Below are 24,870 nucleotides of genomic sequence, written 5' to 3' on the forward strand. Positions count from 1 at the left end.
TCCCTGGACAGGCAGCCCCCGAGCCTACCGCGCGGCCGACGCGGGCGCAGGCACATCGCGCGGTGCCAGGCGCAGCACGGTCCAGCCCAGCAGACCCGCGATGAGCGAGCCGCCCAGGATGCCGACCTTGACCTCCTCCTGGAGGAGCGGTTCGTTCGCGAATGCCAGGAGCCCGATGAAGAGGCTCATCGTGAAGCCGATCCCGCACAGAAGCGCGACCCCAAAGAGTTGGAGCTTGCCGGCCCCCATGGGCACGTCGGCCAAGCCCAGGCGGATTACCAGCCACGCGCTGCCGTAGACCCCCACGAGCTTGCCCAGGAGGAGCCCCAGGGCTACCCCGAGCGTCAGATCGTCGGTCAGGGCCTCGACCGTGAGGTGTTCGAACGACACGCCCGCATTAGCAAAGCCAAAGATTGGGATGATGAGGAACGTGCTCCAGGGATGCAGCGCGTGCTCCAGGCGGTGCAGGGGCGAGTGGCCGACATCGTCGGGGCGTGCGGGTGACGTGCGAAGCGGGACGGTGAGCGCCAGCAGCACCCCCGCGATCGTGGCATGGACGCCCGAGCCCAGCACCAGCCACCACAACGCGAGCCCCGGCACGAGGTAGGCCCACAGCCAGGTCACGCGCATCCGGTTCAGAAGAACAAGAAGCCCCAGAACGGCCGCCGCGCCCCCGAGATGCGGGATCGACAGATCGCCCGAATAGAACAGCGCGATGATCACCACCGCGCCCAGATCGTCGATGATGGCCAATGCGGTCAGGAACACCTTGAGCGAGGTGGGCACCCGCGACCCCAGAAGCGAGAGCACGCCCAAGGCGAAGGCGATGTCGGTGGCCGCAGGGATCGCCCATCCCCGCGCGGTGGTCGGGTCATCGGCGTTGAAGGCCAGGAACACGAGCGCCGGGACGACCATGCCGCCCAGGGCCGCCACGCCCGGCAGGATGCGCCGCGACCAGGTGGACAGCTGGCCGTCCAGCACCTCGCGCTTGATCTCGAGACCTACCACCAGAAAGAACACCGCCATGAGGCCGTCGTTGATCCAATGCGACAGGCTCAGGGGGCCGAAATAGGCATGCAACGCGCCAAAGTAGGCTGGCGCCAGGGGTGAGTTGGCCACCACCAGCGCAAGGGCCGCCGCCGCCATGAGAACCAGACCGCCCGAGGCCTGCCCGTCGAGAAAGGCCCGCAGCATCGAGAACGGACGGCGCCGCCGCGGCTGCCCTTCGAGGGTTGAGGGGGCAAGGTCGTGCTTCGTGGCAGGCATGGGGCTGCGTTTCCTTTATGGTTGATCATGTCTCCGTAGTCGGGGCGCGTATCCCCGGGCGCACGCAGCACACGCCTGTTCGTCGAACTAGAGACGACCGACCGGGGTTCAACGCTGAACCTGAAAGCCGATCCGCATCGAGACGGGTCCGTCCTAGTCCGCCCTGCGGGCCAGACACACCTGATTCAGGCTCCAGGGTGCCAGCGGATTGCGGGCGAAGTCGCCGTAGCGCGCCATCAACTCCAGACCGGACGCTCCGAGCAGGAGCGGCAACTCGTGCGGGAAGAACTGCCGCTGCACCAGGGGCTCGAGGTCGATCCACCCCCGCCCGCGTGGCTGGACGCGCCAGTAGGCGGTTCGGATCTGCCGCACGGGGTCGTACTCGACCCGCTCCTCTCCCGGAATGGCCGAGGCTGGATTGGGACCGAGGTCGAGCCGGCGCACGCCGTCTGCCGGCGGCATCAGGTTGCGCGGATCGGGCAGCACCACGTCGAAGGCCAGCACGCCCCCGGGCGCAAGATGACGCCGCACGGCCTCCAGACAGGCGCGCAGATCCTCGGGCTCGGTCATGTGACCCAGGGAGTTGCAGGACACCAGAACGAAGCCGAACCGACGCCCGAGGTCGAACCGCCTCATGTCGCCGGACACCCACGTCACGGCCAGTCCCGCGGCAGCGGCCTTTCGCCCGGCTTGCAAGAGCATGGCCGGCGAAGCATCGAGCCCCACGACCTCGTGCCCGTCCCGCGCAAGGGGGATGGTGAGCCGCCCCGTTCCGCAGGCCAGCTCCAGCACCGGCCCACCGGCGCGGCGTGCCTCGGCCCGGTAAAAGGCCTCGCACGGGCCGGGTGGCGTGATGGCGTCGTAAACCTCGGCCATGTCGTAGAGCGAAGAGGCTGCCGCTGGTGCAGGGGGAGCCTGTTCGCGCAGAGCGACGACCGGGTCGGGGCACGCTCGGGTGAGGGGGTTTGTGTCTGTCAGGGGCATGTTGCCCGGCATGCCAACGATGCAGAGCACGCTCAAAGACTTTCCGGGGTTGCTCCCGGTTTTGTTCCCGGGCGCTTGCCGGCCTGTGTTCCGTCCGACGGAACGCATCGACCAAGTGGCCCGGGCGGGATACCGGCTTTCCATGCGCAGTGACCGAACGTTCCGATTCCGCCCGACCTGACGGGCCTACGGCGCCCGAGATCAACCACTCAGGGCGTCAGGACCACCTTGCCCGATCGGCCTGCCTCTCCACTGGCCTTCACCGCCTCGGCGATCTCCTGGAGCGGGTAGGTCCCACTCACCGGCAACGCAAGCCGGCCCGCAGCCGCGTCCTGCACCAACTCGCCCACCATGCGCCCGATCTCCTGGGGCGAAAGGCGGGGCTTCGCGGCCCAGAAGCCGTTCACAGTAATGCGGCGGAAGAGCAGCAGCGCCGGTGGAACCTGCAGCGGCTGGTTGGTCATGGCGCCAAAGCTGCTGATCGTGCCCCCGTCCGCCATGACCAGGGCCAACTGCGACGGCCCCTCGCCCGCCAGCGAGTCGATGCCGTGGAGGATGGGTGCGCCGCCTGTGAACGCCCTGGCCCGCTCCGGCCAGTCCGCGCCTTCTGTCGAGACCACCCTGTCGATCCCAAGCGCCCGAAGTTCCTCGACGGCCGCGTCCCGCCGCACCAGGCTGAGCACCCGGATGCCCTGCTCCTCCCCGAACCGCGACACCAGTCGGCCCACCGCACCGTTCGCGGCATTCTGCACCAGCCAGTCGCCCGGCTTCAGCCCCAGTTCGGCCAAGATCATCTTGGCCGACAGCGGCATGGCGATCAGTTGGCAGGCCGTCTTGTCGCTCACCCCGTCGGGCACGGGCACCAGCCGCGCGGCATCGGCCAGATAGAACTCCGCCCATGTCTCCGAGGCCCCTCCGGCGACCCGCTGCCCGGCCCGGAGGTGGCTCACCCCCTCGCCCAGGACCTCCACCAGACCCAGCGCCTCGGTGCCGCCCACCGCTGGCAGCGCGGGCCTGATCCCGTACGAGCCCGCGGTGGTCATCAGGTCGTGGTTGTGGATGGGCGACAGCACCATGCGCACCAGCACCTGCCCGGGGCCAGGTTCTGGCCGGGGGCGCTCGGCGACCTTCAGCACCTGCTCGGGACGGCCGAAGCTCTCGTACACAACGCTACGCATGGGTTCTGGACTCCTGCAGTGATGAAGACCCGGAGTGCCGCTCCACCATCGACGCGGGGAAAAGGGCGGTCAATGCTCCGGGACAGGTGGACGGACCATCGTCCCATATGGATTTGTTGGCTTTCGTCGCCAGCAAACAGGTACGCCCTAGTCCGGCTATGGCGCGGGAATCACATCGAGCGGGCTCAACCACACAGGACTGCCCGAACGGTCTGACCCCTTTGCCAGCTACGGACGGGCTTTGGGGACGGTGGCCGGGATATCGGGGCTCCTGGCGCCATCACGAGGCTCCGAGAGCCCGCTGTAACCCTGCGCTAACCCAGACCGGACATCGACGCGGCGCAACTCTGGTCTCGAGATCGGTCCATCCGGTCCCCGCAGGGCTGTCTCTCGGCTCCGAAAGGTCCTCGACCGGCGAGCCTGGATCTTCAGTCGCCGACTGCCACGCCCTCACGGCGGCTATCAGCCCCTCCGACCAAGCCATCGGGCGTGACGACGATGGCCTGGATGCCCGAGGTCATCTCCATGAGGCTCACCTCGTGCCCCATGGCTTCGAGCGCCGCGGCCCAGCCTTCGGCCTCCGTCCCGGCCTCGAGTTCGGTCGGGCCGTTGCGCGAGCCGAAGTTCGGCAGATCCACGGCTGCTTGGGGATCGAGCCCCCAATCGAGGATGCCGACCAGCGTCTTGCCGACAAAGTTGATGATCTGGCTGCCGCCAGGCGAGCCGGTGACCACATACAACCGGTCATGGGCATCGAAGACGATCGTGGGAGCCATGGAGCTTCGCGGTCGCTTGCCAGGCTCGATCCGGTTGGCCACGGCTCGGCCGTCCTCCTCCGGCACGAAGGCGAAGTCGGTGAGCTCGTTGTTCAGGAGGAACCCACCTTCTGTCATCAGCCGCGACCCGAAGCCCGACTCGATGGTGGTGGTCATGGACACCGCGTTGCCGTCGGCGTCCACGACCGAGATATGGCTGGTTCCGTCCTCGATCCCATCCGAGGATGCCGTGGGCAACGGCATCTGGAACGGCGGATCGCCTGCCTCGGCCTCGCCCATTGTGCGGGCCGAGTCCACGAGGGCCGCGCGCCCCTCCATGTAACCCTCGTCTAGAAGCCCCCTCACGGGCACGCTGACGAAGTCGGGGTCGCCCAGGTAGCGGGCGCGGTCGGCAAAGGCGAGCCGCCCGGCCTCCGAGAACCAGTGGACGGCTTCGGGACCCGGCTCCATGGCAGCCATGTCCGTCGTCTCGATGACGTCAAGGATCTGCTGGATGGCGATGGCGCCCGAGGAGGGCGGCCCCATGCCGCAGACCGAGTAGGCGCGATACTCGCCGCAGATCGGCTCCCGCTCCAGCACTCGGTAGCCCGCGAGGTCCTCAAGGGTGATGTCACCGGGCTTGGTGGGGTGCCCGGCGACGGTGCCCACGATGTCCCGTGCGATCTCGCCAGAGTAGAAGGCGTCCGCGCCCCCAGCCGCGATCACGCGCAGGGTCTCGGCGAACTCGGGGCTTTTGAGAAGGGTGCCAGCCGCCTTGGGCGTGCCATCCGCCTCATAGAACCGGGCACGGGACCGCGGATCCTCGGCCAGGAACTCGTCCTGAGCCACGAGACCCGCAAGGCGCGGCGACATGGCGAAGCCGTTCTCCGAAAGCCGGATCGCCGGCTCGAACAGCTGTGCCCAGCGGAGCCGCCCCCAGCGCCGGTGCGCCTCCTCCATCAGGCGCACGGTGCCAGGCACCCCGACCGAACGCCCGCCCACGACAGCCTCCATGAACTCCACCGGCTCCCCGTCGGGGCCGATGAAGCGGTCGGGCGTCGCCGCAGCTGGCGCGGTCTCCCGGCCATCAAGGCTCGCGAGGTCGCGCCGGTCGGCATCCCAATGCAGGAGGAACGCGCCGCCGCCGATCCCGGAGCTCTGCGGCTCCACCAGGTTCAGCACCAGCTGCACGGCGATGGCGGCGTCCACCGCACTCCCTCCGGCCCGGAGGATCTCCAGGCCGGCCTGCGCCGCCAGAGGATTGGCTGCCGCCACCATCTGCTCGGTCGCTCGGCCCCCCGTGCCTTGTGAACGCCCTGTCGGCGCTTCGGGCGCGGGAGCAAGATCGGCTGTGGCGCTCTGGGAGTGCGCGGATTGTGGTGCCAGGGACACGAGCGCGATCAGGGCGGTGCCGGCCAGCAGCGTGCGCCAGGCAGATGTCGGATGGAGCATGGGTCTCGTCCTCTGCTGTGCCCGGGTCACCCCGGGGCTGGTCCTGGCAGCCTAGCACAGGTCGCGGCAGGGAGAGGGCCATGGTTTTGCCATCGGGCCCGGCCAGCCATGGGTCGCGCAGTCCTTACGCTCGCCAGCCTTTGGCGGCCTGGCTCAGGGGCCTCCACCACCGACCCGGGTCCGGCCACACGCGTGAAGGGCAGCACCGCGCCTGAAATTCTCGGGAAACACTGAAGTGACAAGGGTGACCGATCCTCGCGGTCCATGCTCCCTCACCGACCGACGTCCTTCCGGCCCATGGCGCCGCGCAGGGTTCCTGTTCCGCACCAGTGCATGTCACAAGGCAGGACGACGCTCACCCGCTGCAGCTCTGCGACTGGCCTTGCGCTCGACGCGTGCGCGGATTGCCTGGAGGGCGGTCACCGGGGTCGCTGCAAAGAGCGTGCGGGTATAGCTGTGCTGCGGGTCGGCAAAGACCGCATCGCGCGTGCCGCGCTCCACCACCTCGCCCCGCAGCATCACCATCACCTCGTCGGCGATGTGCCGCACCACCGACAGGTCGTGGCTGATGAAGACGTAGGTCAGCCCGAACTCCTTCTGGAGATCCGCCAGAAGGTTGAGCACCTGCGCCTGCACCGATAGGTCGAGCGCCGAGACCGGCTCGTCCAGCACCAGGATCGCCGGGTTCACCATCAGCGCCCGTGCGATGGCAATCCGCTGCCGCTGCCCACCCGAGAACATATGGGGGTAGCGGTCGAAATGCTCCGGCAGGAGGCCCACCTTCTCCAGCATGGCCCGCGCGCGGTCCCGCCTCTCGGCCGCGGGGAGGTCGGTGTTCAGCTCCAGCGGCTCCATCAGGACGTTGCCGACCTTCTGGCGGGGGTTCAGGGAGCCGTGCGGGTTCTGGAACACGATCTGCACCCGGGAGCGCAGGTCGCGCGATGGCCGCCGCCCCGCGATCTCGACCGGCTTCCCCTCGATCAGAAGGGTCCCGGAGGTCGGCGGGTCGATCAGGGTGATGATCCGCGCCAGCGTCGATTTTCCGCAGCCGCTTTCGCCCACGATGGCAAGCGTCTTGCCGCGGGCCACCGCGAAGTCCACGCCGCGCACGGCCTTCACTACCTTGGCCCCGCGAAAAAGCCCGCCGCCCACGTGATAGTGGCGCGTGATGGCTCGCCCTTCGAGAACAGGATCGATTGGCAACGGAACCGGATGCAGGACCGGAGTGCCGGTGACGGGACGCCGGCCGGCGTCGTCGGCCCTCGCCTGCGGGGGTTCCGCGCCGGCGGGCCCGACGCCCTGCTGGCGCTCCACCCCCGGGCCGATGCCGCGCGGGTCGGTCGTGCCCGGTCCCTCTCCGGGCCGGTCGTCGCGGGCGCTCATGACGCGCCTCCCGCCAACTGGTCCATGTAGTCCTTCACCGTGGACAGGCGGCGGCCCGTGGCGTTCTCCGGCAGGGCCGACAAGAGCGCCTTGGTGTAGGGGTTCTGCGGCGCCTCGAAGAGGTTCAGCACCGGCGCTTCCTCCATCTTGCGGCCCTGGTACTGGACCACCACGCGGTCTGCCGTCTCGGCGACCACGCCCATGTCGTGCGTGATGAGGATGAGGGCCATGCCGTGATCCTCCTGCAGGGTGAGCAGCAGGTCGAGGATCTGTTTCTGGATCGTCACGTCGAGCGCGGTCGTCGGCTCGTCAGCGATGAGGAGCGTGGGATTGCAGGCGATGGCCATGGCGATCATCACCCGCTGGCACTGCCCGCCCGACAGCTGGTGCGGGTAGCTGCGCAGCTTGTCCGCCGGATCGGGCAGGCCCACCGCGGTCAGAAGCTCCACCGCCCGGGACCGCGCCGCCCGGCCCGCCATGCCGAGGTGGAGCCGCAGCACCTCCTCGATCTGGAAGCCCACGGTGTAGCAGGGGTTCAGGCTCGCCATCGGCTCCTGAAAGATCATCGTGATCTCGCGCCCAATGATGGCGCGGCGTTCGGCGTCGCCGATGGTCAGCAGGTCGTGCGGGCCATAGCGCATCACGTCGGCGGTCACCGTGGAGGTGTCGGGCAGAAGGCCCATCACCGCCAGCATTGCGACCGACTTACCCGATCCGCTTTCGCCGACGATGGCCAGAACCTCGCCCCGGTCGACGGTCAGGTCGATGCCCCGGACGGCGTGGAACGGCCCGGTCGAGGTGTCGAAGCTCACGGACAGGTTGCGGATCTCAAGAACGGGGGCCATGCCTCAGCTCCGCTTCAGCTTGGGGTCGAGCGCGTCGCGAAGCCCGTCGCCCATGAGGTTGATCGCCAGCACCGTGATAAGGATGGCGAGGCCCGGAAAGGTCACGACCCACCAGGCACGAAGGATGAATTCCCGCGCTTCGGCCAGCATCGTGCCCCACTCGGGCGTGGGCGGCTGCGCCCCCATCCCGAGGAAGCCCAGCGCCGCCGCATCCAGGATGGCATTGGAGAAGGACAGCGTACCTTGCACGATCAGCGGTGCGAGGCAGTTGGGCAGGATCGTGCGGAACATCAGCCGCAGCCGCCCGGCCCCGGCCACCTGCGCCGCGACGACGTATTCGCGGTTCTTCTCGGCCATCACGGCGGCGCGGGTCAGGCGCGCGAAGTGGGGCTGGAGCACGAGCGCGATGGCGATCATCGCGTTCATCAGGCCCGGGCCCAGGACGGCCACCAGCACGAGCGCCAGCAGCAGCGACGGAAAGGCCAGAATCACGTCCATGACCCGCATGATCACGGCGTCGACCCAGCCGCCGAAGAACCCGGCCACGAGGCCGATCACGATGCCGCCCACCAGAGCGATGGTCACCACGACCGCTCCGATGAACAGCGAATACCGCGAGCCATAGATCAGCCGCGAGAGGATATCGCGGCCGATGGCATCGGTGCCGAGCAGGAACCGAGTGCTACCGCCCTCCTGCCAGAACGGCGGCACCAGGAACGCGTCGCGGTACTGCATCGACGGAGCGTGCGGAGCGATCAGGGGCGCTGCCAGGGCCACGACGACGAGCGCCAGGGTCACCCAGAGGCCGATCACCGCGCCGCGGTTCTGGCTGAAGTAGAACCACAGCTCCGCCAGCATCTGCCGTCGCGTGCCGGCTGGCGGTTTGGAGGCGAGGTCGGGGGTCGCGGTCATGCCCGCATCTCCTTGGGATGATCAGACATGGCGGATGCGCGGATTGATCAGGCCATACAAAAGGTCGACGATCAGGTTCACCGCCATCACGATGGCCGCGACCATCAGGAGCCCGCCCTGCACGGCCGGATAGTCGCGCCGGAAGATGGAGTCCACCATCCACTTGCCGATGCCCGGCCAGGAAAAGATCGTCTCGGTCAGGATCGCACCTGCCATGAGCACGCCGATCTGGAGCCCGATGGTCGTGACTACGGGGATCATGGCGTTTCGGAGGGCATGGACCCCCACGACCCGTCGCCAAGGCAGGCCCTTGGCGCGGGCGGTGCGGACGTAATCCTCGCCCAGCACCTCCAGCATGGCGGACCGTGTCTGCCGCGCGATGACGGCAAGGGGGATGGTCGCGAGCACGATCGTGGGCAGGATCAGGTGCGCCACGGCGGACCCGAATGCGCCGTCCTGCCCCGACAGCAGGCTGTCGATCAGCATGAAGCCGGTCACCTCGGGGAAGAAGAACAGCAGCGAGATCCGGCCCGAGACCGGCGTCCACCCGAGGACGCCCGAGAACAGGATGATGAGCAGGAGTCCCCACCAGAAGATCGGCATCGAATAGCCGATGAGCGCGGTGCCCATGCTGATCTGGTCGAACCACGATCCTCGCTTGACCGCCGCCAGCACCCCCGCAGGGATGCCGATCAGGGTGGCAAGCACGATCGCGCAAAGCGCCAGTTCCACGGTGGCGGGGAACAGGGTCAGGAACTCGCTCAGGACGGGGCTCTTGGTGACCAGGGACTCCCCGAGATCGCCGCGGAAAAGCCGGCCCAGGAACTCGAGGTACTGCCACCAGACCGGCTGGTCGTAACCCAGCTGCTGCATCAACTGGTCGTACCGCTCGGGCGAGATGCCCCGCTCTCCAGCCATCAGCAACACGGGATCGCCCGGCAGCACACGGACGAAGCCGAAGGCGACGATGGTCACGCCAAGGAAGGTCGGCACGAGGTAGAGCAGCTTGCCGAGGAAAAATCGTATCATGGGTTCGTAACTCATGGGGCGCGGCAGAGGTCCGCCGCGCCCGTGTCTGGGGGTCGTGCCTTACTCGGCGATGTCGACGGCGTCGAACTGGTGAGATCCGAGCGGGCTCATGACATAGCCCTGCACCTTGTTCGACATCGGCATGAACACGGTGGAATGGGCGATGGTGGCCCAGGGCGCCTCTTCCTTGAAGATCACCTGCGCCTGCCGGTACAGCTCCGCACGCTCCTCCTGGTCCGAGGTGGCCTTGGCCTGGTTGATCAGGTCCGAGAACTCCTCGCTGCACCACTGGGCGCGGTTGGCCTCGCCGACACCGGCGCAGCTCAGCAGCACGCCAAGGAAGTTGTCCGGGTCGCCGTTGTCGCCGGTCCAGCCCAGGATCACCGCGCCGTCGCGGTCCTCGGCCGAAGAGCGTTCGAGATACTCGCCCCATTCGTAGGAGACGATCTCCACGTCGACCCCGACGGCCGCGAAGTCTTCCTGAATCAGCTCGGCGGTGCGGCGGGCGTTCGGCATGTAGGGCCGTTGCACAGGCATGGCCCAGACCTTCATGGACAGGTCGGTAACGCCCGCCTCCTCCAGCATCTGGCGGGCCGCCTCAGGATCGTAAGTGTCGTCCTCGATCTCCTCGTTGTAGCTCCACATCGTCGGCGGGATCGGGTTCTTGGCCGCCTCGCCCGTCCCCTGGAACACGGCGTCGATGATCGCCTGCTTGTTCATCGCCATGTTGAGCGCGCGACGAACCTGCGGGTTGTCGAACGGCGGCATCTGGGTGTTGTAGGCCAGATAGGCCACGTTGAGGCCCGGCTGCTCCATCAGGGTCAGGTTCTCGTCGGCGCGGATCGCCTCGATGTCGGCGGGCGCGGGATAGGGCATGACATGGCATTCGCCCGCCTGCAGTTTCTGCAGCCGCACGGCGGGGTCGGTGGTGATGGCGAACACGAGATCGTCGATCGGCGGCTTGCCGTTCCAGTACTCGGCATTGGCGCGGTAGCGGATCACGGCGTCCTGCTGGTAGGCCACCATCTGGAACGGCCCGGTGCCGACCGGCTGCTGGTTCAGGTCGGACATCCGGTCCTCGGCCGCGAGTTGGTCCGCGTATTCCATCGACATAATGGACGCGAAATCCATCGCGAGGTTCGCGAGAAAGGGGGCCTCGGGCCGGGTGAGGTTGAATCGCACCGTGAGGTCGTCCACCTTCTCGATGCTCTCGATGAGCGTGCCCATCTCCATCGAATTGAAGTATTCGTAGCTGATCCCCGCCGTGTACTGGTTCCACGGGCTCGACGCATCGCGCTGCCGCTCGAACGAGAAGATCACGTCGTCGGCGGTCAGGTCGCGGGTTGGAGTGAACCAGTCGGTCGTGTGGAACTTGACCCCGGGACGCAGGTGAAAGGTGTACTGCAGCCCGTCTTCGCTGACCTCCCAGCGTTCCGCCAGGCCGGGGATGACGTTGGTGGTGCCTTTCTCGAATTCCACAAGGCGGTTGTAGATCGGACGCGAGGACGCGTCGAACGTGGTGCCTGCAGTATAGGGCGCCGGGTCGAAGCCCTCGGGCGATCCTTCGGAGCAGTAGACCAGCGTCTTGGCCTGCGCGCCTGCCGCCGCAAGGCAGACCGCCGCGGTCATCAGCAACTTCGAGTATCCTGTCATGTCGAACTTCCTTTGAGCCGGATAACGAGCTGCCGCCATTCAAGGCGCAGCTTCGGGAGATAGCAACCGCTCCTTGGCGGGAACGCCGCCGAAACGGGCACCCCGACCGGAGAACATAACGTCATGTGCGGCCTAGCTTGCCGGGTATCGCAGGCCAGATTGCCTGAACCGGCAGGATGGACCTGTCGTAACCGCAGTCCGGGTTCGCAACGGCGGACGTTAGTGGAACCGTGATCACTGTGATCAGCACCCCTGACCCCGCACGGCCTTTGAGGGAACCGTGACATGACAGCTCGGCCCATCTCCGAAGGGCCGGACGGTTCCGTGTTGAACCTCGGAAGGTCCGTGTCAGTACATGACCGTGTGAAGCGTGATATGGACCGGCGCGTCGGCCCCGACCGTTGCGCTGCCTCGCGCCAGTAGCCAGCCATCCGCGCGCTCCAGACGCGCGACGATCCGGGTGTTGGGCGAAGCGGTCGAGGCTTTCGGGCCCGAAAGCGAGAAACCTATCGCCTTGGACTTTCCATCGCTTTCGACACGCGTCTCTGCAGCCCGCTGTCCTGCATCGTCCCGTGCGGCCGGGTCTTCGATGTAGATCTCGATCTCACCGTTCGGAATGACCACGCCGCCCGCGAACCCGACCGTTCCGCTGAGATGGGCCGGTTGCGCGGAGGCCTGTTGCGTGGAAACTGAGGCCGCGACGGCCATGACAGCCGCCGTTCCAGCAGCCATCAGCACGTTGCGGCGTAGGGCCAGACGTTTCATCGCACGATCCTTGTACCGTCGGGTTGGAAAGGGCGGCGCCAAGCCCAAAGGCAGCGTCGCCGCAGCAGGAGGGGACCCAAAGGCCCCCTCCCCGATTGCGTCAGATGATCTCGAAATCCTCAGCGGACAGACGCAGACCCGAACTCAGGCGCGCGAACAGGATCGCGTCGCTCGACCCGGAACCATCCGCGTCATAGAGCAGGGCTCCGTTGTCCGTGTCGTAGATGATGCGGTCGGTCGCATCCTGCGCGACGCCCGACGAGCTCCTATGGAAGGCCTCCAAGGAGAGAGGACCGTCGCCGCCTAGGGACGTGAAGATCCGCTGGTCCAGAAGGATCAGGTCGTCACCGACATCGAAATCCCCGATCCGGTCGACGTTGCCCGCCCCGAGCGCCGTCGAGAAGCGGAACGAATCCTCGCCCTGCCCCCCGAGCAGCGTGTCCGCCGCGAGCCCGCCATCCAGCAGGTCGCTGCCGCGTCCGCCGATGAGCCTGTCCGCGCCGGCTTCGCCGGGTGCCGCCGGCGCTGGCGGGAACTCGACCGAGACGTTCAGCTCGTAGGCCGAGCCCTCCGGCACGGTCTCCGACCAGCCGTCGCCCGGCGCCGTCTCCGACCAGCTTCCTTCCAGGATGTAGTAGGTCCCGGTTTCCTGGACCACGAACACCGTGCTCGAGTCCCGGCTGGTCGTGGAGCCGGGGTCGCCGCCGCCGTCGTCGTTCTGGGCGACGATGTCGCCGTCGCTGTCCAGCAGCCTCACCCAGCTGTCATGGACGTTCGGATCGGCGATTCCATCGATGTCGATGGTGATGACCGTCCCGGCCGCCAGATCGATCCGATAATAACCACCCTCGCCAGTCCCAACAGCGTTGACCGTCGTATGAAGCTGGGTCGTGGAGTCGAAGATGTCCGGGTCTTCGGCCAGCGAGAAGTTGTTCGAGATGTCCAGCGCGGTCGCGATGGAGTTGTTCGTCGCATCCGGCCCGAGCGTGGTGTAGCCGCTGCCCAGTCCGGGGCGTGGCGGTGCATCGCCTGCATAGGCGAAATCGCCCAGCAGGGTGTCGTCCCCGTCGTCGCCGACGAGAGTGTCGGCGCCACCCTGGCCAGTCAGGGTGTTGGCAGAGGAACTGCCCTGAAGCCGATCCCGGAAGCCCGACCCGGCGAGGTTCTCGATCGAGATGTAGGTATCGCCCTCGGATCGGCCACGCGCGAGGTTGAGCCTGACGCCGCTGGTCGCATCGGCATAGTCCGCCGTGTCGCTGCCGGCGCCGCCGTTCAGGATGTCCTCGCCGCGTCCCCCCGTCAGCGTGTCGTCGCTCGCAGCCCCGGAGAGCCTGTTGTCCTGGGCATTGCCGATGAGGTGGTCGCCATAGGAGGAACCGGCGACGTTCTCGATGCCGGCCAGGATGTCGTGCCGGATGACCGTGCCGCGGCCCACGATTTGCGCGGGGCCGTCGGCATCGCCACCCCGGGCCGTGCCCTCGGCCAGATCGACCGTCACGCCGCCAGAGCTGCCGGTGTACACGACCGTGTCGATGCCAGCGCCGCCATTCAGGTAATCCTGGCCGGCGCCGCCAATGATGGTGTCGTCACCCTCCTCGCCGTACAGGATGTCGCCGTCGTTGCCGCCATCCAGCCTGTCGTTGCCGCCGCGGCCGTTGAAGTAGTCGCCGCCGCCCTGACCCTGGAAGTGGTTTGCTGCGGAGGTGCCGATGAACCTGTCGATGCGGTCGTCCGACCCGATCAGGTTCTCGATGCTGTCGAAGGTGTCACCCGAGCCTGTGCCGCCGCTGGCGATGTTCGTCTCGAGGTTCACGAGCAGCTGGAAGGGACTCTCCATGCTGTAGTCGACCGTGTCGATGCCCGCGCCCCCCCGGAACACATCGACGCCGTCCTGGCCCCTGAGCAGATCGTTGCCCCTGCCACCGTCCAGAGTGTCGTCGCCGGCGCCGCCATGGATGGTGTCGTTGCCGCGACCGCCGAACAGCGCGTCGTTGCCGTCGTCGCTCTCGGTCTGGTCCTCCAGGTCCTCGACATCGATCGTGTTGTTGATGTCGCGGCTGGCCAGGGAGTCGCGACCGCCGATGATCAGGTCGTCGCCGTCCAGACCGAAGATCATGTCACCGCCCGCTCCACCGTCGAGCGTATCGGCGCCTGCCTCGCCGAAGAGAATGCTGGTCAGGGTGCCTCCGGCGTCGGGCGGGGTCTCACCGTCGCCATCGCTGTCAGCCGGCAACCCGGCCGACCCGCCGGCATAGACGATGGTCTCCACATTGGCGATCTGGCCAACGTTGATGCCCTCGGCGATCACGACGACCCTGTCCGTTCCGCCCTCGGCCAGCTCACGAACGATGTCGTCGGCCGAGTCGACGAAGTACACGTCGTCGCCGCCATTCCCGGCCATCCGGTCGTCGCCGCCGCGCCCATCGAGGACGTTGCTTCCGTCGTTTCCGATCAGGATGTCGTCGTGGCGGCTGCCGATGCCGTTCTCGACGTAGTACTCGGTCTGGTCGGCGTTGTGGCCGGCAAAGATCGATACGTTGTTGGTATGCCCATTGACGCTGGAGAACTGTCCGGCCCGCAGGTCGAGGATGGTGCCCGCCGTAGAGCCGGAGAAGTCGACCGTGTCGGTTCCGCCGGTGTCGTGGATCACGAACCCGATGTCGCGCAGCATGCCCGACGAGGCGAGTTCGTAGCCATACACCGTGCTGTTGAAGCCGTAGGTGTCGTCGCCCGTGTTCAGGTCGATCGTCTGATAGGTCCGTACCCCGTTCTCGTCGACGGTCGAGAAGTAGCGCCTGATCAACGCCTCGATATCGGCGGTGAGCGGCGTGGAGGCCGACCAGCGGCTGGTTTCACCGACGTCAATGCCGTCAAAATACGACATGACGGAGTATTGCTGACGATCGTAGATCCAGGTCGCATTGTTCAGATAGTTGATCTGGACGCCGCCCGGTCCGCTATAGTTGTAGAGGCCCGGATGATTCAGACCGAATTCATGTCCAAATTCGTGAATGAATGAATCGAACACGTAGCCGCCGATATCCGTCTTGTTCGGCTCGGTATCGTGGAAACGCTGACCTATGCTCACGTAACGGTCGCTCGAATACGCGCTGCCGTCGTCCGGCTCACCAAGTTCCGGGCTGACGACCTCCATCCAGTCCGTGGTGCTGTCGAAGGGCGCGTCGTCGACGATCTCGAATTGCAGAGGGGTCACGGTGGACCAGACCTCCAGGGCGCCGATGGCGGCTTCCTTGTAATCCGGATGATCATTGAGGTCAGTGACATTGATCCTCAACGGCTCCGCTGCGATTTCTGGCGTCAGGCTGCGGTCGAGATCCCCCGGATAGTCGAGAAAGGCCTCGTAATCCTCGCTCTTTCCAAAAGGGTTATCCGGCGTTTGGTCATTGACCCACCATTCGTCGCTGGCTTGCATTGGAACCGGCATCTTTGGCACCCCTTGTTTGTCGATTGTTGGGCGTTTCAGGCTGCATGGCTTTGGTGCTGTGACCCATTCACGCGCACCGCGTGTTCCGCTTCGAAAACACTCAACCTGCATGGATACTGAGACGCGGTTTCGAACCTGTCCATACGATTTTGTTAACCTTCATTCGCGGGAACGTAGGGTCATGACGTGACGCGCGGAGTTCAGCCTATAGGGCATGGGAGGTTCCGCAGGGCCTGTCGGAACGGGAGTTCTCTGGTCGGGGGGCTCTTCTGTGGGCGCACCAAACGGTGACGCGGCACCGGACAGCCAGCCCGCAGGGCAGGAGCCGTTCAGGGCAGAAGTGAACGACCTGGAGACAGCCACGGCGGTCCGCCAGCAGCCACGTCTTGCCGCCAATTTCCTTGACGTCGGCATTGCAGCCGTCCCATTGGAGATCCCAGCTGAACCGGGCGCTCGGCATCCTGCGGTACGTGAGGACCGCGCGGAACACGTGTTCCGACCGACTGGCCAGCCGCATCGCTGACGCGACCGCGAACCTTCAGCTTATGGTGAAGCGGCACGGAAACGCCGTAATCCGCACGCACTCAGGCCCAAGGGACATCGCAGGGCCACCGGCCACCTAAGTCTTGACCGGACGGCGTAGCCATAAGTCTAATGTGGCAGCCATGCGAGAGGCGAACTCCAGGCGCGTGAGGCCGAGCAGGCGAGCCGAGGCTGCAAGCTGTCCTTGCGCCCGGCTGCGGCGCCTTTTGGGGCGCGCCGTCCCGCCATGAATACGGCGCCGGGTCGCGGTCGAACGCCCCTTGTCCGTCAGGCGGCCTGGAGGATGCGATCCAATGCGTCGCAAAGCCGGTCGACCTCGTCGAGGGTGTTGTAATGCACCATAGACACGCGGAGCACGCCGCCCTGCCCATCAAGGCCCAAGTACTCCACCAGACGGCGCGAATGAAAGTCGCCGTGCCGGATGGCGATCCTGTGGTCGTCCATGTGGCGGGCGATCTCGCCCGAGTTCTGTCCGTCGAAATGGAAGGCAACGGTCGGAATGCGGGTCGAACTGGCGTTGTGGCTGGACCCGACGACCTGAACATCGTTGCGCGACGTCAGGTAGGACAGCAGCCGCCCGACCAGCGCATCCTCCTGACGGGTGACGGCTCCGAAGGCGGCCTCGATGCGGTTTCGCACAGTGCCGCCCGCCGCTCCGCCCAGATCCGCCAGATAGTCCCGAAGGGCGAGCGTGGAGTAGGCGCATTCATAAGACGGGTTGCCCGGCTCCAGCTTGCCCGGCACCTTATCCTTGCCGTAAAAGTAATGGTACAACGTATCCAGTTCGAGCAGCAACTCGTGCTTGCCGTACATGACCGCGTAATGCGGCCCGTAGGTCTTGTAGAGGCTGAAGACGTAGTAATCGACATCCCAGGCCTGCACGTCGATGGCCCTGTGCGGGGCATAGGCCACGGCGTCCACGCAAAGCCGGGCTCCGGCCTCGTGGACGATCCGCGCGACCTCGGCCACCGGGTGCACCTGCCCCAGGATGTTGGACACATGGGTCATGCACACCAACCGGGTCCGATCGGTCAGCAACGCCCTCAGATCCTCGAGGTCGAGCGCCATCGTCTCCGGGTCCAGTGGCCAGAACAGGACCTCGATCCCGAACTCCCTCAGGGCGACCCAGGGACCGATGTTCGACTCGTGGTCCGCCATCGTCACGATGACCTCGTCCCCGGGGGACAGCTGGGTCCGCATGGCGCGGGCAAGGTTCTGGAGGAGCACGGTCGTCGATGGGCCGAAGACGATCTCCTCGGGCCGTGCAGCATTGACGAGCACCTGCGCCGCCGCCCGGGCGTCGCGCAGGGCCTCGGCCGCGGCCTGCGACACGGCATAGCTGCCGCCGATCTGGACGTTCCGCTCGAACAGGAACTCGGTCATGCGGTCGACCGCGCCCCTGAGGATCTGTGATCCCCCTGCGTTGTCGAAGAGCGTCCAGCCGCGATGGAGGCCGGGGAATTGCTGGCGGACGTGGTCGAGGTCGAGGGCGATCCCGGTCATGGGGGTATCTCCTGCAGGGAAAGGGGGCGTCAGTGGTTCAGCACGGCGCCCAGGAAGTTGCGTGTGCGCTCCTCGCGCGCGGCGTCGAATATCTGCGATGGCGTGCCTTCCTCGACGACCCGGCCCCCGTCCATGAAAATGACGCGGTCGGCCACCTGCCGGGCAAAGCCCATCTCGTGGGTGACGACCACCATCGTGACCCCGGACCGGGCCAGCAGGCGCATGACGTCGAGGACCTCTCCGACCATCTCGGGGTCCAGCGCCGACGTCGGCTCGTCGAACAGCATGACCTTGGGCTCCATGGCCAGCGCGCGCGCGATGGCGACACGCTGCTGCTGCCCGCCCGAAAGCTTGCCCGGATATTTGTCGGCCTGACCCTCGATCCCCACCCGGGCCAGAAGCTCTCGCGCGCGGCCCTCGGCTTGGCGGGCGTCGAGCCCGCGCACCCTCATGGGCGCGAGCATGACGTTGCGCAGCACCGTAAGGTGGGGAAAGAGGTTGAAGGACTGGAACACCATGCCCACCTCGGCCCGCACCTTCTCCAGCGCGCGTCCGCGTTTCACCGGTGTGCCGTCCAGGATCACCGTGCTTCCCGGCTCGAACTCCTCCAGGAGGTTGATGCAGCGGATCAGCGTGGACTTGCCCGAACCCGATGGCCCGATGACGCAGACCACCTCCCCCTCGGCGATGTCGAGGTCGATGCCATGGAGCGCGGTGTAGCTGCCGTAGCGCTTCCGCAGGTCGCGGATATGAATGAAGCTGGGCGCCATCAGCGATCCGCCTGCGCGAAGCGGCGCTCCAAGCGCGACACCATGCCGACAAGCGGCCAGAGCAGCGCGATGTAGATCAGCGCCGCCCCAATAAGCGGGCTGGGGTTGGCCGTCAGAGCCTGGGCCTGCGTCGCCTGCTTGAGCAGATCGGGCATCGCCACCACCGACGCGAGGGCCGTGTCCTTCATGACGTTGATGCAGTTGTTGGTCAGGGGCGGGATCACGATGCGAATGGCCTGCGGCAGGACAACATCCACCATGAGATGGCGGGGCGACAGGCCCAGGGCACGCGATGCCTCGAACTGGCCGAGAGGAATCGCCTCGATGCCGGCGCGGAAGATTTCGGCGGTGTAGGCGGCCGACACGAGGCTCAGGGCCGCCACGGCCGACATGAAGGGCGACAGCCGCAGCCCGAGAAAGGGCAGCGCGTAGTAGATGACGATCAGCAGGACGAGGATGGGAATGGAGCGCAGGACGTCGATGTAGACCCGGGCCATCCCGCGCACGAACGGGTGCGCGTAAAGCCGCGCCAGCGCGAGAAACAGCCCTAGCACAAGCCCCGCGACGATGCTGACCACGCCGATCTGGATCGTGACCCACAGCCCCCAAAGCAGGAGCGGGTAGGTCCGGATCAGCACCGGAACGTTGAAGAAGGTATCGAGAATGTCCAAACCAGTCTCCGGCTCGCTCCACCCGAAGGGACAGGACGCTCGGGACGCCTGTCCCTAAGCCGGGATCAGGGCGTGGGTACGTCCATGACCTGCACGGTCGAGCTGCCGTCCTCCGGCTGTGCTCCGAACCACTTCTCGTGGGTGGCGGCCAGGAAGCCCTCGTTCTTGAGCTCGGTGATGATGGCGTTCACTTCGGCCACCAGGGGAGAGTCCTTGGCGAACATCACGGAATACTTCTCGCCGGTCGGGATGCGTTCGGCCACGACGAAGTCGGGCTTGTCCTTGACGTAGTATTGGAGCGCCGGAATGTCCGAGATGTAGCCGTCGATGCCCCCGTTCCCGAGGTCCAGCATGGCCGGGGCCAGCCCTTCGAAGCGGCGGATCTCGCTGAAGCCGTACTCGGCCTCGTGTTCCGTGGCCCACATGTCGCCGGTGGACCCGGTGTCCACGCCGATGACCTTGCCCGACAGATCCCCGAGCCCGGTGAGGCCACTTGCGGCGGTGACGGTCAGGGACTGGTCGCTGTCGAAATAGGGTTGAGCGAAGCTCACTTCCTGTAGCCGCTCGGGGGTAATGGTGATGGAGGACATGGCCATGTCCACGCGCCCCGACTGGACCGCCGAGAACAGGCCCGAGAAGGGGATGTTCTCGATCACCACCTCGCGGCCGAGCCGTTCGCCGATCGCGTTGGCAAGGTCCACCTCGAAGCCCACGAAGCTGCCCGACTCGTCCTGGAATTCCCAGGGAACGTTGCCGATGTTGGCCCCGACTGTCAGTTCCTGGGCCTGCGCCTGGGCCACCGCACCAAAGGCCAGCGCCGCGCCCAGGAGGCCCGACTGGAAGAACGTCCTACGCCGCATGTTCAAGTCCTTTTCCCTGCAGTTGTCGCCTTGTTATTGGCTTGACCGGTCAGACCGGTTAGACCAGCCAAGCATGGCGGTTCACTGAAAGCAAGTTCCGAGATGCGGCTAGCGGGAAGCGGAGGGTGTCTTGGACAGGCCTATCAGATCCGATGACCGGGGTTGGACACCATTGCCGCAACTTGTGGCACGAAGATTGCAGAACCTCATCCTTGAGGGCACCTGGAAGCCCGGCCAGAAGATCCCGTCCCAGCGAACCCTGTCCGAGGATTACGACATCAGCCGCGCCTCCCTCCGCGAGGCCCTGCTCACTTTGGAGACGCTCGGGCTCATCCGCTCCGAGCCGGGCCGAGGCACCTTCGTGACCCATGGGCAGGAGGGGACTCGGTCAAAGGAGGGGCGCTGGCGCTATGCCGACAGCCTGCCCCTGCGCGATGTCTTCCAGACCCGCATCATGCTCGAGTCCGAGATCGCCGCCCTCGCCGCCCAGGGCATCGACGATGGCAGCCTCGACCGGCTGGAGGCCGCGACGGAGGAGATGCAGCGCGGCTGGGATCTGGGCGACCTCGTGACCAATGTCGAGGCGGATCTGCTGTTTCACCAGATCATCGTGGGCCACTGCGGCAATCGGATGCTCCAGCTCCTCTATGAGAACGCAGCCGAGATCCTGACCGAAACCCAGCGCCAGCCCATTCCGGCCACCAGAACCGAACGGATGCAGGCCTCCATCGCGGAGCATCGGGAGGTCATCGCGGCCCTGCGCGCCCGCGACCCCGAAGGCGCCCGGGCCGCCATGGCCACCCATATCCGCAATACCGCCCTGAGCGCGGCGGTCGATCTCGACTGAGCCGACGCTCGGATCCTTTCATTGACTGTGCGTTCACGATGGCCAAGCCGCCTGCGCCAAGACCGAGCGGGTGCAAGGGCTGAGCGGGTCGTCCCCTGCGGTCTTTGGCCCGAGCAGCTGTTCGAAGACGTCGGCCCGCCGGTGGTCGTCGCTGACGCCAGGGTCACTCCACCATTCGGCATTGTTTCGCGCCAGAAAGGCCGGGCACGCGTCCCCTGCTCAGAAAGCTTGCTTTGGCGTCCCGCGCGCAGCTACGCTCACCTTGCGTCAGCAAGCCATGAAACAAGCCGAGAACGGCACCGATGGGCGGCTCGCACTTGGAGGAGATGCAATGAACAGACGTGCCTTTCTGGCGTCGTCGGTGGCGCTTGGCGCGCTTGCCGCCGGCGCCCCGGTCGCCTTTGCGCAGGACCGGCTCACCATCCTGGGCTCCGTGCCCAACCTGGGCTTCCCGTTCTTCGTCCACATGCTGAACCAAATCAAGGTCGAGGCCGAGGCGCAGGGCGTGGACCTGATCGAGTCCGACGGACAGAACTCGGCTCCCAAGCAGACCGCCGACATCGAGGCCGCGCTCGTGCAGGGCGTGGCCGCAATCGTCATCTCGCCCCTGGATGTCAACGCGCTGGCTCCGGCCATCGAGCAGGCGATCCAGGTGGGCGTGCCGGTTGTCACGATCGACCGCCGCGTGGACGGGGTGGAGGGTGTCCTTGCCCATGTCGGCGCCGACAACGTCAAGGGCGGCGAGGCCGAGGCCCAGGCCATGATCGCGGCGTTCCCGGACGGAGCCAAGGTCTTCCACCTGCAGGGTCAGCCGGGTGCGGGGCCGGCAATCGATCGCAACCAGGGCGTCCATAACGTCCTCGACCCAATGGCCGACAAGTACCAGATCGTGTTCGAGCAGACGGCGAACTTCTCACGGGCCGAGGCTCTCACGGTTGTGGAGGCCGGGCTTGCGGCCAATGGCAAGCCCGACGCCATCATCTGCGCCAACGACGACATGGCCCTTGGCGCCGTGGAGGCCTGCGCGGCCCGCGGCTTCACCGACGTGAAGATCTACGGCTTCGACGCCCTGCCCGAAGCCCTCATCGCGGTGCGCGACGGCACCATGGCCGGGACGGTCGAGCAGTTCCCGGGGGAACAGTCCCGCACCGCCGTCCAGATCGCCGTTGCCTTTGCCCGGGAAGGCACGCAACCGGCCGAAGCGCTCGTCCTGCTGACCCCGGTTGTGATCGGGCCCGACAACCTCGATCAGGCCGAGCGGATCGGCGAGACGTCCTGATCCGATCACGGCGCGACGGTCAGGGGCCTGCATTCCTGGCTGTCCGCCCCTCGCGACGGAGACGCCCGTGACCGGCCAGCTTGCCGCCGATACCCCTGTGCCGCCCCTTCTGGACGTCGTTGGCCTGACCAAGAGGTTTTCCGGCGTGACGGCGCTCGACAACGTATCGCTCGATGTCCGGGCCGGAGAGATCCTGGGCCTCCTGGGCGAGAATGGGGCCGGCAAGTCCACGCTTCTCAAGATCCTGTCAGGCGCCCAGTCGGCCAGCAGTGGCAGCATCTCCTTCGCGGGCCGCCCCTATGCGCCGGCGGGCCCCGACGCGGCGCGCCAGGCCGGCATCGTCACGATCTACCAAGAGCTGAGCCTGATCCCCACGCTTTCCGTGGCCGAGAACATCTTCGTCAACCGCGCGCCGACCGGACCGTTCGGCCTTATCGACTGGCGACGGATGCGGCGGCAGGCCCGCGACATCCTCGCCCGGGTCAACCTATCCCTGGACCCCGAGACGCCGGTCTCGGCGCTGTCGGTGGCCGAGCAGCAGCTCGTGGAGATCGCGCGCGCGCTGTCGCTGGAAAGCCGCCTCATCATCATGGACGAGCCGACCTCGGCGCTCACAGAGACGGAGGTCCAACAGCTCTTCGGCATCATGGAGATGTTGCGGCGTGATGGCGTGGCCATCATGTTCGTCACCCACCGCCTGGAGGAGGCCTCCAGCATGTGCGACCGCATGACGGTCCTGCGCGACGGACGGCTCGCGGGCCACCTCCTGCGTGACGGGGGCCGCGTCCCGGTGCCCCGGATCATCGAGAAGATGGTCGGCCGGGCCGCGTCCGAGCTTTATGCCCGTCCGACCCGGCGCGACAACGCGGGGGCCGTGCGGCTCAGCGTCCGCGGGCTTCGGACGGTCCGCGCCGCCGACGCGCCTCATGCCGTCGTGCTCGATGGCATCGACCTGGACCTCCGCGCAGGCGAGATCCTGGGCCTCGCGGGGCTCGTGGGCTCGGGCCGCACGGAGCTCGCGCGAGCCGTGTTCGGGGCGGATCCGATCGCCTCGGGGACGATCCGTCTCGATGGCCAACTCATCGCGCCCATGTCGCCCGCCGATGCCTGCGCCCTTGGCATCGGGCTGGTCCCGGAGGACCGCAAGCAGCAGGCCATTTTCGCCATGCTGCCGATCCGCCAGAACTTCTCGATCGCCGCACTGGACCTTTTCTCGGATGGCCTGGGCGTGATGAGGCCCGGCCGCGAAGGCGCCGCGCTCGCCGGCTACCGCAAGGCCATGTCCATCCGCATGAGCTCGCCCGAACAGGCCATCGACGGGCTGTCGGGCGGGAACCAGCAGAAGGTGATCCTGGCCCGCTGGCTGGCACGCGACCCCAAGGTGCTCATCGTGGACGAGCCCACGCGCGGCGTGGATGTGGGCGCAAAGACCGAGGTCCATCAGATTCTGGTCCAATTGGCGGAGCGCGGCATCGCCATCCTGATGATCTCGTCCGAGTTGCCGGAGGTTCTCTCGGTCAGCGACCGCATCATCACCATGCGCCAGGGCCGCATCACCGGCGAGATGCCGGCCATCGAAGCGACGGAGGAAAGCCTTATGGCGCTCATGGCGCTCGAAGCCCGGCCCGGAGACCCGCAATGACGTCTCCCGTCACGCAGCGGGGCCGAGGCGGGTTCGACCTCTTCCGCGTGCTCAAGCAGTTCGGCCCGCTCCTGTTCCTGTTCGCGCTGATGCTGGTCTTTGCCATCACCAACGAGAACTTCTTGACCCAGCTCAACCTTTTCAACGTCGCCCGCCAGATCTCGATCACCGGGTTGATCGCCTTGGGGATGACCTTCGTCATCCTGACCGCCGGAATCGACCTCAGCGTGGGATCGCTTCTCGCCTTTTGCGGGATGGTCGCCGCGGTCGTGGCCAAGGGCGGAACGGCCAACACCCTGTCCCTGTCCTCGAATGCGGGGGCGGGCTACGGCTGGGGCGCCGCCCTGCTGGCCGCCGTGGTGGTCGGGACGGCGGCGGGCTTCGTTCAGGGGCTCGTCATCACGCGTCTCCGGGTTCCGCCCTTCGTGGTGACGCTTGGCGGCTTGACCATCTTCCGGGGCCTCACGCTCACCCTGTCGGGCGGAGGGCCGATCTCGGGCTTCACGCCCGGCATGCGCTGGTTCGGCACCGGCCTTGTCGGCCCGGTCCCGGTCCCGGTCCTGATCTTCGGTCTGGCCGCGCTGCTCTGCCACGTGGTCCTCCGCTACACGCGCTTCGGCCGAGCCGTCTATGCGGTCGGCGGCAACGCCGAGGCCGCGCGCCTGTCGGGGGTCCGCGTCGATCGCGTGCTCGTCTCGGTCTACATGATCGTGGGCTTCTTCTCGGGCCTTGCTGCCTTCGTGCTGGCCGCCCGACTGAACTCGGCCGAAGCCGTCGCGGGCATCGGCTACGAACTCACCGTGATCTCGGCCGTGGTCATCGGGGGCACGTCCCTTTTCGGAGGGATCGGGGGCGTCGGCGGGACGGTCGTCGGCGCGGCGCTGATCGGCGTGCTGGTGAACGGCCTCGTGCTCAACAACATCTCCTCCTACACGCAGCAGGTCACCATCGGCCTGATCCTGATCGCAGCCGTCGCCTTCGACCGTTGGCTCAAGGCGCGCGCGCGGGCGTGAAACGCCTCGCCAATGCCATCAGAGGGCGACTCCCAGTCGCGGCGGGGCCTGGCGCGTTCGGTGCCGGCCGGCCCT

19 protein-coding genes are annotated in these 24,870 nt (G+C 66.9%); 4 read left to right on the forward strand and 15 right to left on the reverse strand.

Annotation, left to right across the window (positions count from 1 at the left end; genetic code table 11):
* Positions 1–24: 24 nt before the first annotated feature.
* From nhaA to FHG66_RS12040, 15 genes are all read right to left on the reverse strand, one after another.
* Positions 25–1,266, reverse strand: coding sequence for a Na+/H+ antiporter NhaA (gene nhaA / locus FHG66_RS11970; RefSeq protein WP_139077052.1), 1,242 nt, complete (start codon positions 1,264–1,266; stop codon positions 25–27).
* A 153-nt stretch (positions 1,267–1,419) separates the two neighbouring features.
* Positions 1,420–2,250: a class I SAM-dependent methyltransferase gene (locus FHG66_RS11975; RefSeq protein ID WP_176556232.1), complete on the reverse strand. Its 831-nt coding sequence runs from the start codon at positions 2,248–2,250 to the stop codon at positions 1,420–1,422.
* A 209-nt stretch (positions 2,251–2,459) separates the two neighbouring features.
* Positions 2,460–3,428, reverse strand: coding sequence for a zinc-binding dehydrogenase (locus tag FHG66_RS11980; protein ID WP_139077056.1), 969 nt, complete (start codon positions 3,426–3,428; stop codon positions 2,460–2,462).
* Between the two features lie 428 nt (positions 3,429–3,856).
* Positions 3,857–5,635 carry a gamma-glutamyltransferase gene (ggt, locus tag FHG66_RS11985; protein ID WP_139077057.1) on the reverse strand — a complete coding sequence of 593 codons (1,779 nt, stop codon included), beginning with the start codon at positions 5,633–5,635 and terminating at the stop codon, positions 3,857–3,859.
* A gap of 336 nt (positions 5,636–5,971) precedes the next feature.
* Entirely contained in the window at positions 5,972–6,832 is an 861-nt protein-coding gene (locus tag FHG66_RS11990) for a dipeptide ABC transporter ATP-binding protein (RefSeq protein ID WP_139077132.1), read from the reverse strand.
* A 182-nt stretch (positions 6,833–7,014) separates the two neighbouring features.
* Positions 7,015–7,863, reverse strand: coding sequence for an ABC transporter ATP-binding protein (locus FHG66_RS11995; protein ID WP_139077059.1), 849 nt, complete (start codon positions 7,861–7,863; stop codon positions 7,015–7,017).
* Between the two features lie 3 nt (positions 7,864–7,866).
* Positions 7,867–8,775 carry an ABC transporter permease subunit gene (locus FHG66_RS12000; RefSeq protein ID WP_139077061.1) on the reverse strand — a complete coding sequence of 303 codons (909 nt, stop codon included), beginning with the start codon at positions 8,773–8,775 and terminating at the stop codon, positions 7,867–7,869.
* Between the two features lie 21 nt (positions 8,776–8,796).
* A complete protein-coding gene (locus FHG66_RS12005) occupies positions 8,797–9,804 on the reverse strand; it encodes an ABC transporter permease subunit (RefSeq protein WP_139077063.1) in 1,008 nt (335 codons plus the stop codon).
* Positions 9,805–9,864: 60 nt separating this feature from the next.
* On the reverse strand, positions 9,865–11,457 hold the full coding sequence (locus FHG66_RS12010; RefSeq protein ID WP_218013834.1) for an ABC transporter substrate-binding protein: 1,593 nt from the start codon (positions 11,455–11,457) through the stop codon (positions 9,865–9,867).
* A 348-nt stretch (positions 11,458–11,805) separates the two neighbouring features.
* Positions 11,806–12,222, reverse strand: coding sequence for a hypothetical protein (locus tag FHG66_RS12015; protein WP_139077067.1), 417 nt, complete (start codon positions 12,220–12,222; stop codon positions 11,806–11,808).
* 100 nt (positions 12,223–12,322) lie between these two features.
* Positions 12,323–15,667, reverse strand: a complete 3,345-nt coding sequence (locus tag FHG66_RS12020; protein WP_139077069.1) for a M10 family metallopeptidase C-terminal domain-containing protein — start codon at positions 15,665–15,667, stop codon at positions 12,323–12,325.
* A gap of 810 nt (positions 15,668–16,477) precedes the next feature.
* Positions 16,478–17,713 carry a cysteine desulfurase-like protein gene (locus tag FHG66_RS12025; protein ID WP_139077071.1) on the reverse strand — a complete coding sequence of 412 codons (1,236 nt, stop codon included), beginning with the start codon at positions 17,711–17,713 and terminating at the stop codon, positions 16,478–16,480.
* 29 nt (positions 17,714–17,742) lie between these two features.
* Complete coding sequence (locus tag FHG66_RS12030) at positions 17,743–18,483, reverse strand: amino acid ABC transporter ATP-binding protein (protein WP_139077073.1); 741 nt, start codon at positions 18,481–18,483, stop codon at positions 17,743–17,745.
* Positions 18,483–19,154, reverse strand: coding sequence for an amino acid ABC transporter permease (locus tag FHG66_RS12035; protein ID WP_139077076.1), 672 nt, complete (start codon positions 19,152–19,154; stop codon positions 18,483–18,485). Before FHG66_RS12035 ends, FHG66_RS12030 begins: the two co-directional genes overlap by 1 nt.
* 65 nt (positions 19,155–19,219) lie before the next feature.
* Positions 19,220–20,014 carry an ABC transporter substrate-binding protein gene (locus FHG66_RS12040; RefSeq protein ID WP_139077078.1) on the reverse strand — a complete coding sequence of 265 codons (795 nt, stop codon included), beginning with the start codon at positions 20,012–20,014 and terminating at the stop codon, positions 19,220–19,222.
* Positions 20,015–20,210: 196 nt separating this feature from the next.
* On the opposite strand from FHG66_RS12040, the gene FHG66_RS12045 reads away from it, so the two are divergent.
* The 4 genes from FHG66_RS12045 to FHG66_RS12060 all read left to right on the forward strand — a co-directional run bounded on the left by FHG66_RS12045 (position 20,211) and on the right by FHG66_RS12060 (position 24,795).
* A complete protein-coding gene (locus FHG66_RS12045) occupies positions 20,211–20,861 on the forward strand; it encodes a FadR/GntR family transcriptional regulator (protein ID WP_246082573.1) in 651 nt (216 codons plus the stop codon).
* 331 nt (positions 20,862–21,192) lie between these two features.
* Positions 21,193–22,140 carry a substrate-binding domain-containing protein gene (locus tag FHG66_RS12050; RefSeq protein ID WP_139077080.1) on the forward strand — a complete coding sequence of 316 codons (948 nt, stop codon included), beginning with the start codon at positions 21,193–21,195 and terminating at the stop codon, positions 22,138–22,140.
* A gap of 67 nt (positions 22,141–22,207) precedes the next feature.
* Positions 22,208–23,782, forward strand: coding sequence for a sugar ABC transporter ATP-binding protein (locus FHG66_RS12055; RefSeq protein ID WP_139077082.1), 1,575 nt, complete (start codon positions 22,208–22,210; stop codon positions 23,780–23,782).
* The gene (locus tag FHG66_RS12060; RefSeq protein ID WP_139077084.1) at positions 23,779–24,795 is read left to right on the forward strand and encodes an ABC transporter permease; all 1,017 of its coding nucleotides are present in this window, start codon (positions 23,779–23,781) and stop codon (positions 24,793–24,795) included. The genes FHG66_RS12055 and FHG66_RS12060 overlap by 4 nt, the downstream gene beginning before the upstream one ends.
* Positions 24,796–24,870: the final 75 nt, after the last annotated feature.

This window comes from Rubellimicrobium rubrum (genome assembly GCF_006152115.1).
Taxonomy (GTDB): Bacteria; Pseudomonadota; Alphaproteobacteria; order Rhodobacterales; family Rhodobacteraceae; genus Rubellimicrobium; species Rubellimicrobium rubrum.

Excerpts from the sequence above, each read along its gene's own strand:
- FHG66_RS12020 (WP_139077069.1), bottom strand. The coding sequence starts at position 15,667 with ATGCCGGTTCCAATGCAAGCCAGCGACGAATGGTGGGTCAATGACCAA.
- FHG66_RS11995 (WP_139077059.1), bottom strand. The coding sequence starts at position 7,863 with ATGGCCCCCGTTCTTGAGATCCGCAACCTGTCCGTGAGCTTCGACACC.
- FHG66_RS12000 (WP_139077061.1), bottom strand. The coding sequence starts at position 8,775 with ATGACCGCGACCCCCGACCTCGCCTCCAAACCGCCAGCCGGCACGCGA.
- nhaA (WP_139077052.1), bottom strand. The coding sequence starts at position 1,266 with ATGCCTGCCACGAAGCACGACCTTGCCCCCTCAACCCTCGAAGGGCAG.
- FHG66_RS12010 (WP_218013834.1), bottom strand. The coding sequence starts at position 11,457 with ATGACAGGATACTCGAAGTTGCTGATGACCGCGGCGGTCTGCCTTGCG.
- FHG66_RS11975 (WP_176556232.1), bottom strand. The coding sequence starts at position 2,250 with ATGCCCCTGACAGACACAAACCCCCTCACCCGAGCGTGCCCCGACCCG.
- FHG66_RS12060 (WP_139077084.1), top strand. The coding sequence starts at position 23,779 with ATGACGTCTCCCGTCACGCAGCGGGGCCGAGGCGGGTTCGACCTCTTC.
- FHG66_RS12040 (WP_139077078.1), bottom strand. The coding sequence starts at position 20,014 with ATGCGGCGTAGGACGTTCTTCCAGTCGGGCCTCCTGGGCGCGGCGCTG.
- FHG66_RS12030 (WP_139077073.1), bottom strand. The coding sequence starts at position 18,483 with ATGGCGCCCAGCTTCATTCATATCCGCGACCTGCGGAAGCGCTACGGC.
- FHG66_RS12050 (WP_139077080.1), top strand. The coding sequence starts at position 21,193 with ATGAACAGACGTGCCTTTCTGGCGTCGTCGGTGGCGCTTGGCGCGCTT.
- FHG66_RS12025 (WP_139077071.1), bottom strand. The coding sequence starts at position 17,713 with ATGACCGGGATCGCCCTCGACCTCGACCACGTCCGCCAGCAATTCCCC.
- FHG66_RS12015 (WP_139077067.1), bottom strand. The coding sequence starts at position 12,222 with ATGAAACGTCTGGCCCTACGCCGCAACGTGCTGATGGCTGCTGGAACG.
- FHG66_RS12005 (WP_139077063.1), bottom strand. The coding sequence starts at position 9,804 with ATGATACGATTTTTCCTCGGCAAGCTGCTCTACCTCGTGCCGACCTTC.
- FHG66_RS11980 (WP_139077056.1), bottom strand. The coding sequence starts at position 3,428 with ATGCGTAGCGTTGTGTACGAGAGCTTCGGCCGTCCCGAGCAGGTGCTG.
- ggt (WP_139077057.1), bottom strand. The coding sequence starts at position 5,635 with ATGCTCCATCCGACATCTGCCTGGCGCACGCTGCTGGCCGGCACCGCC.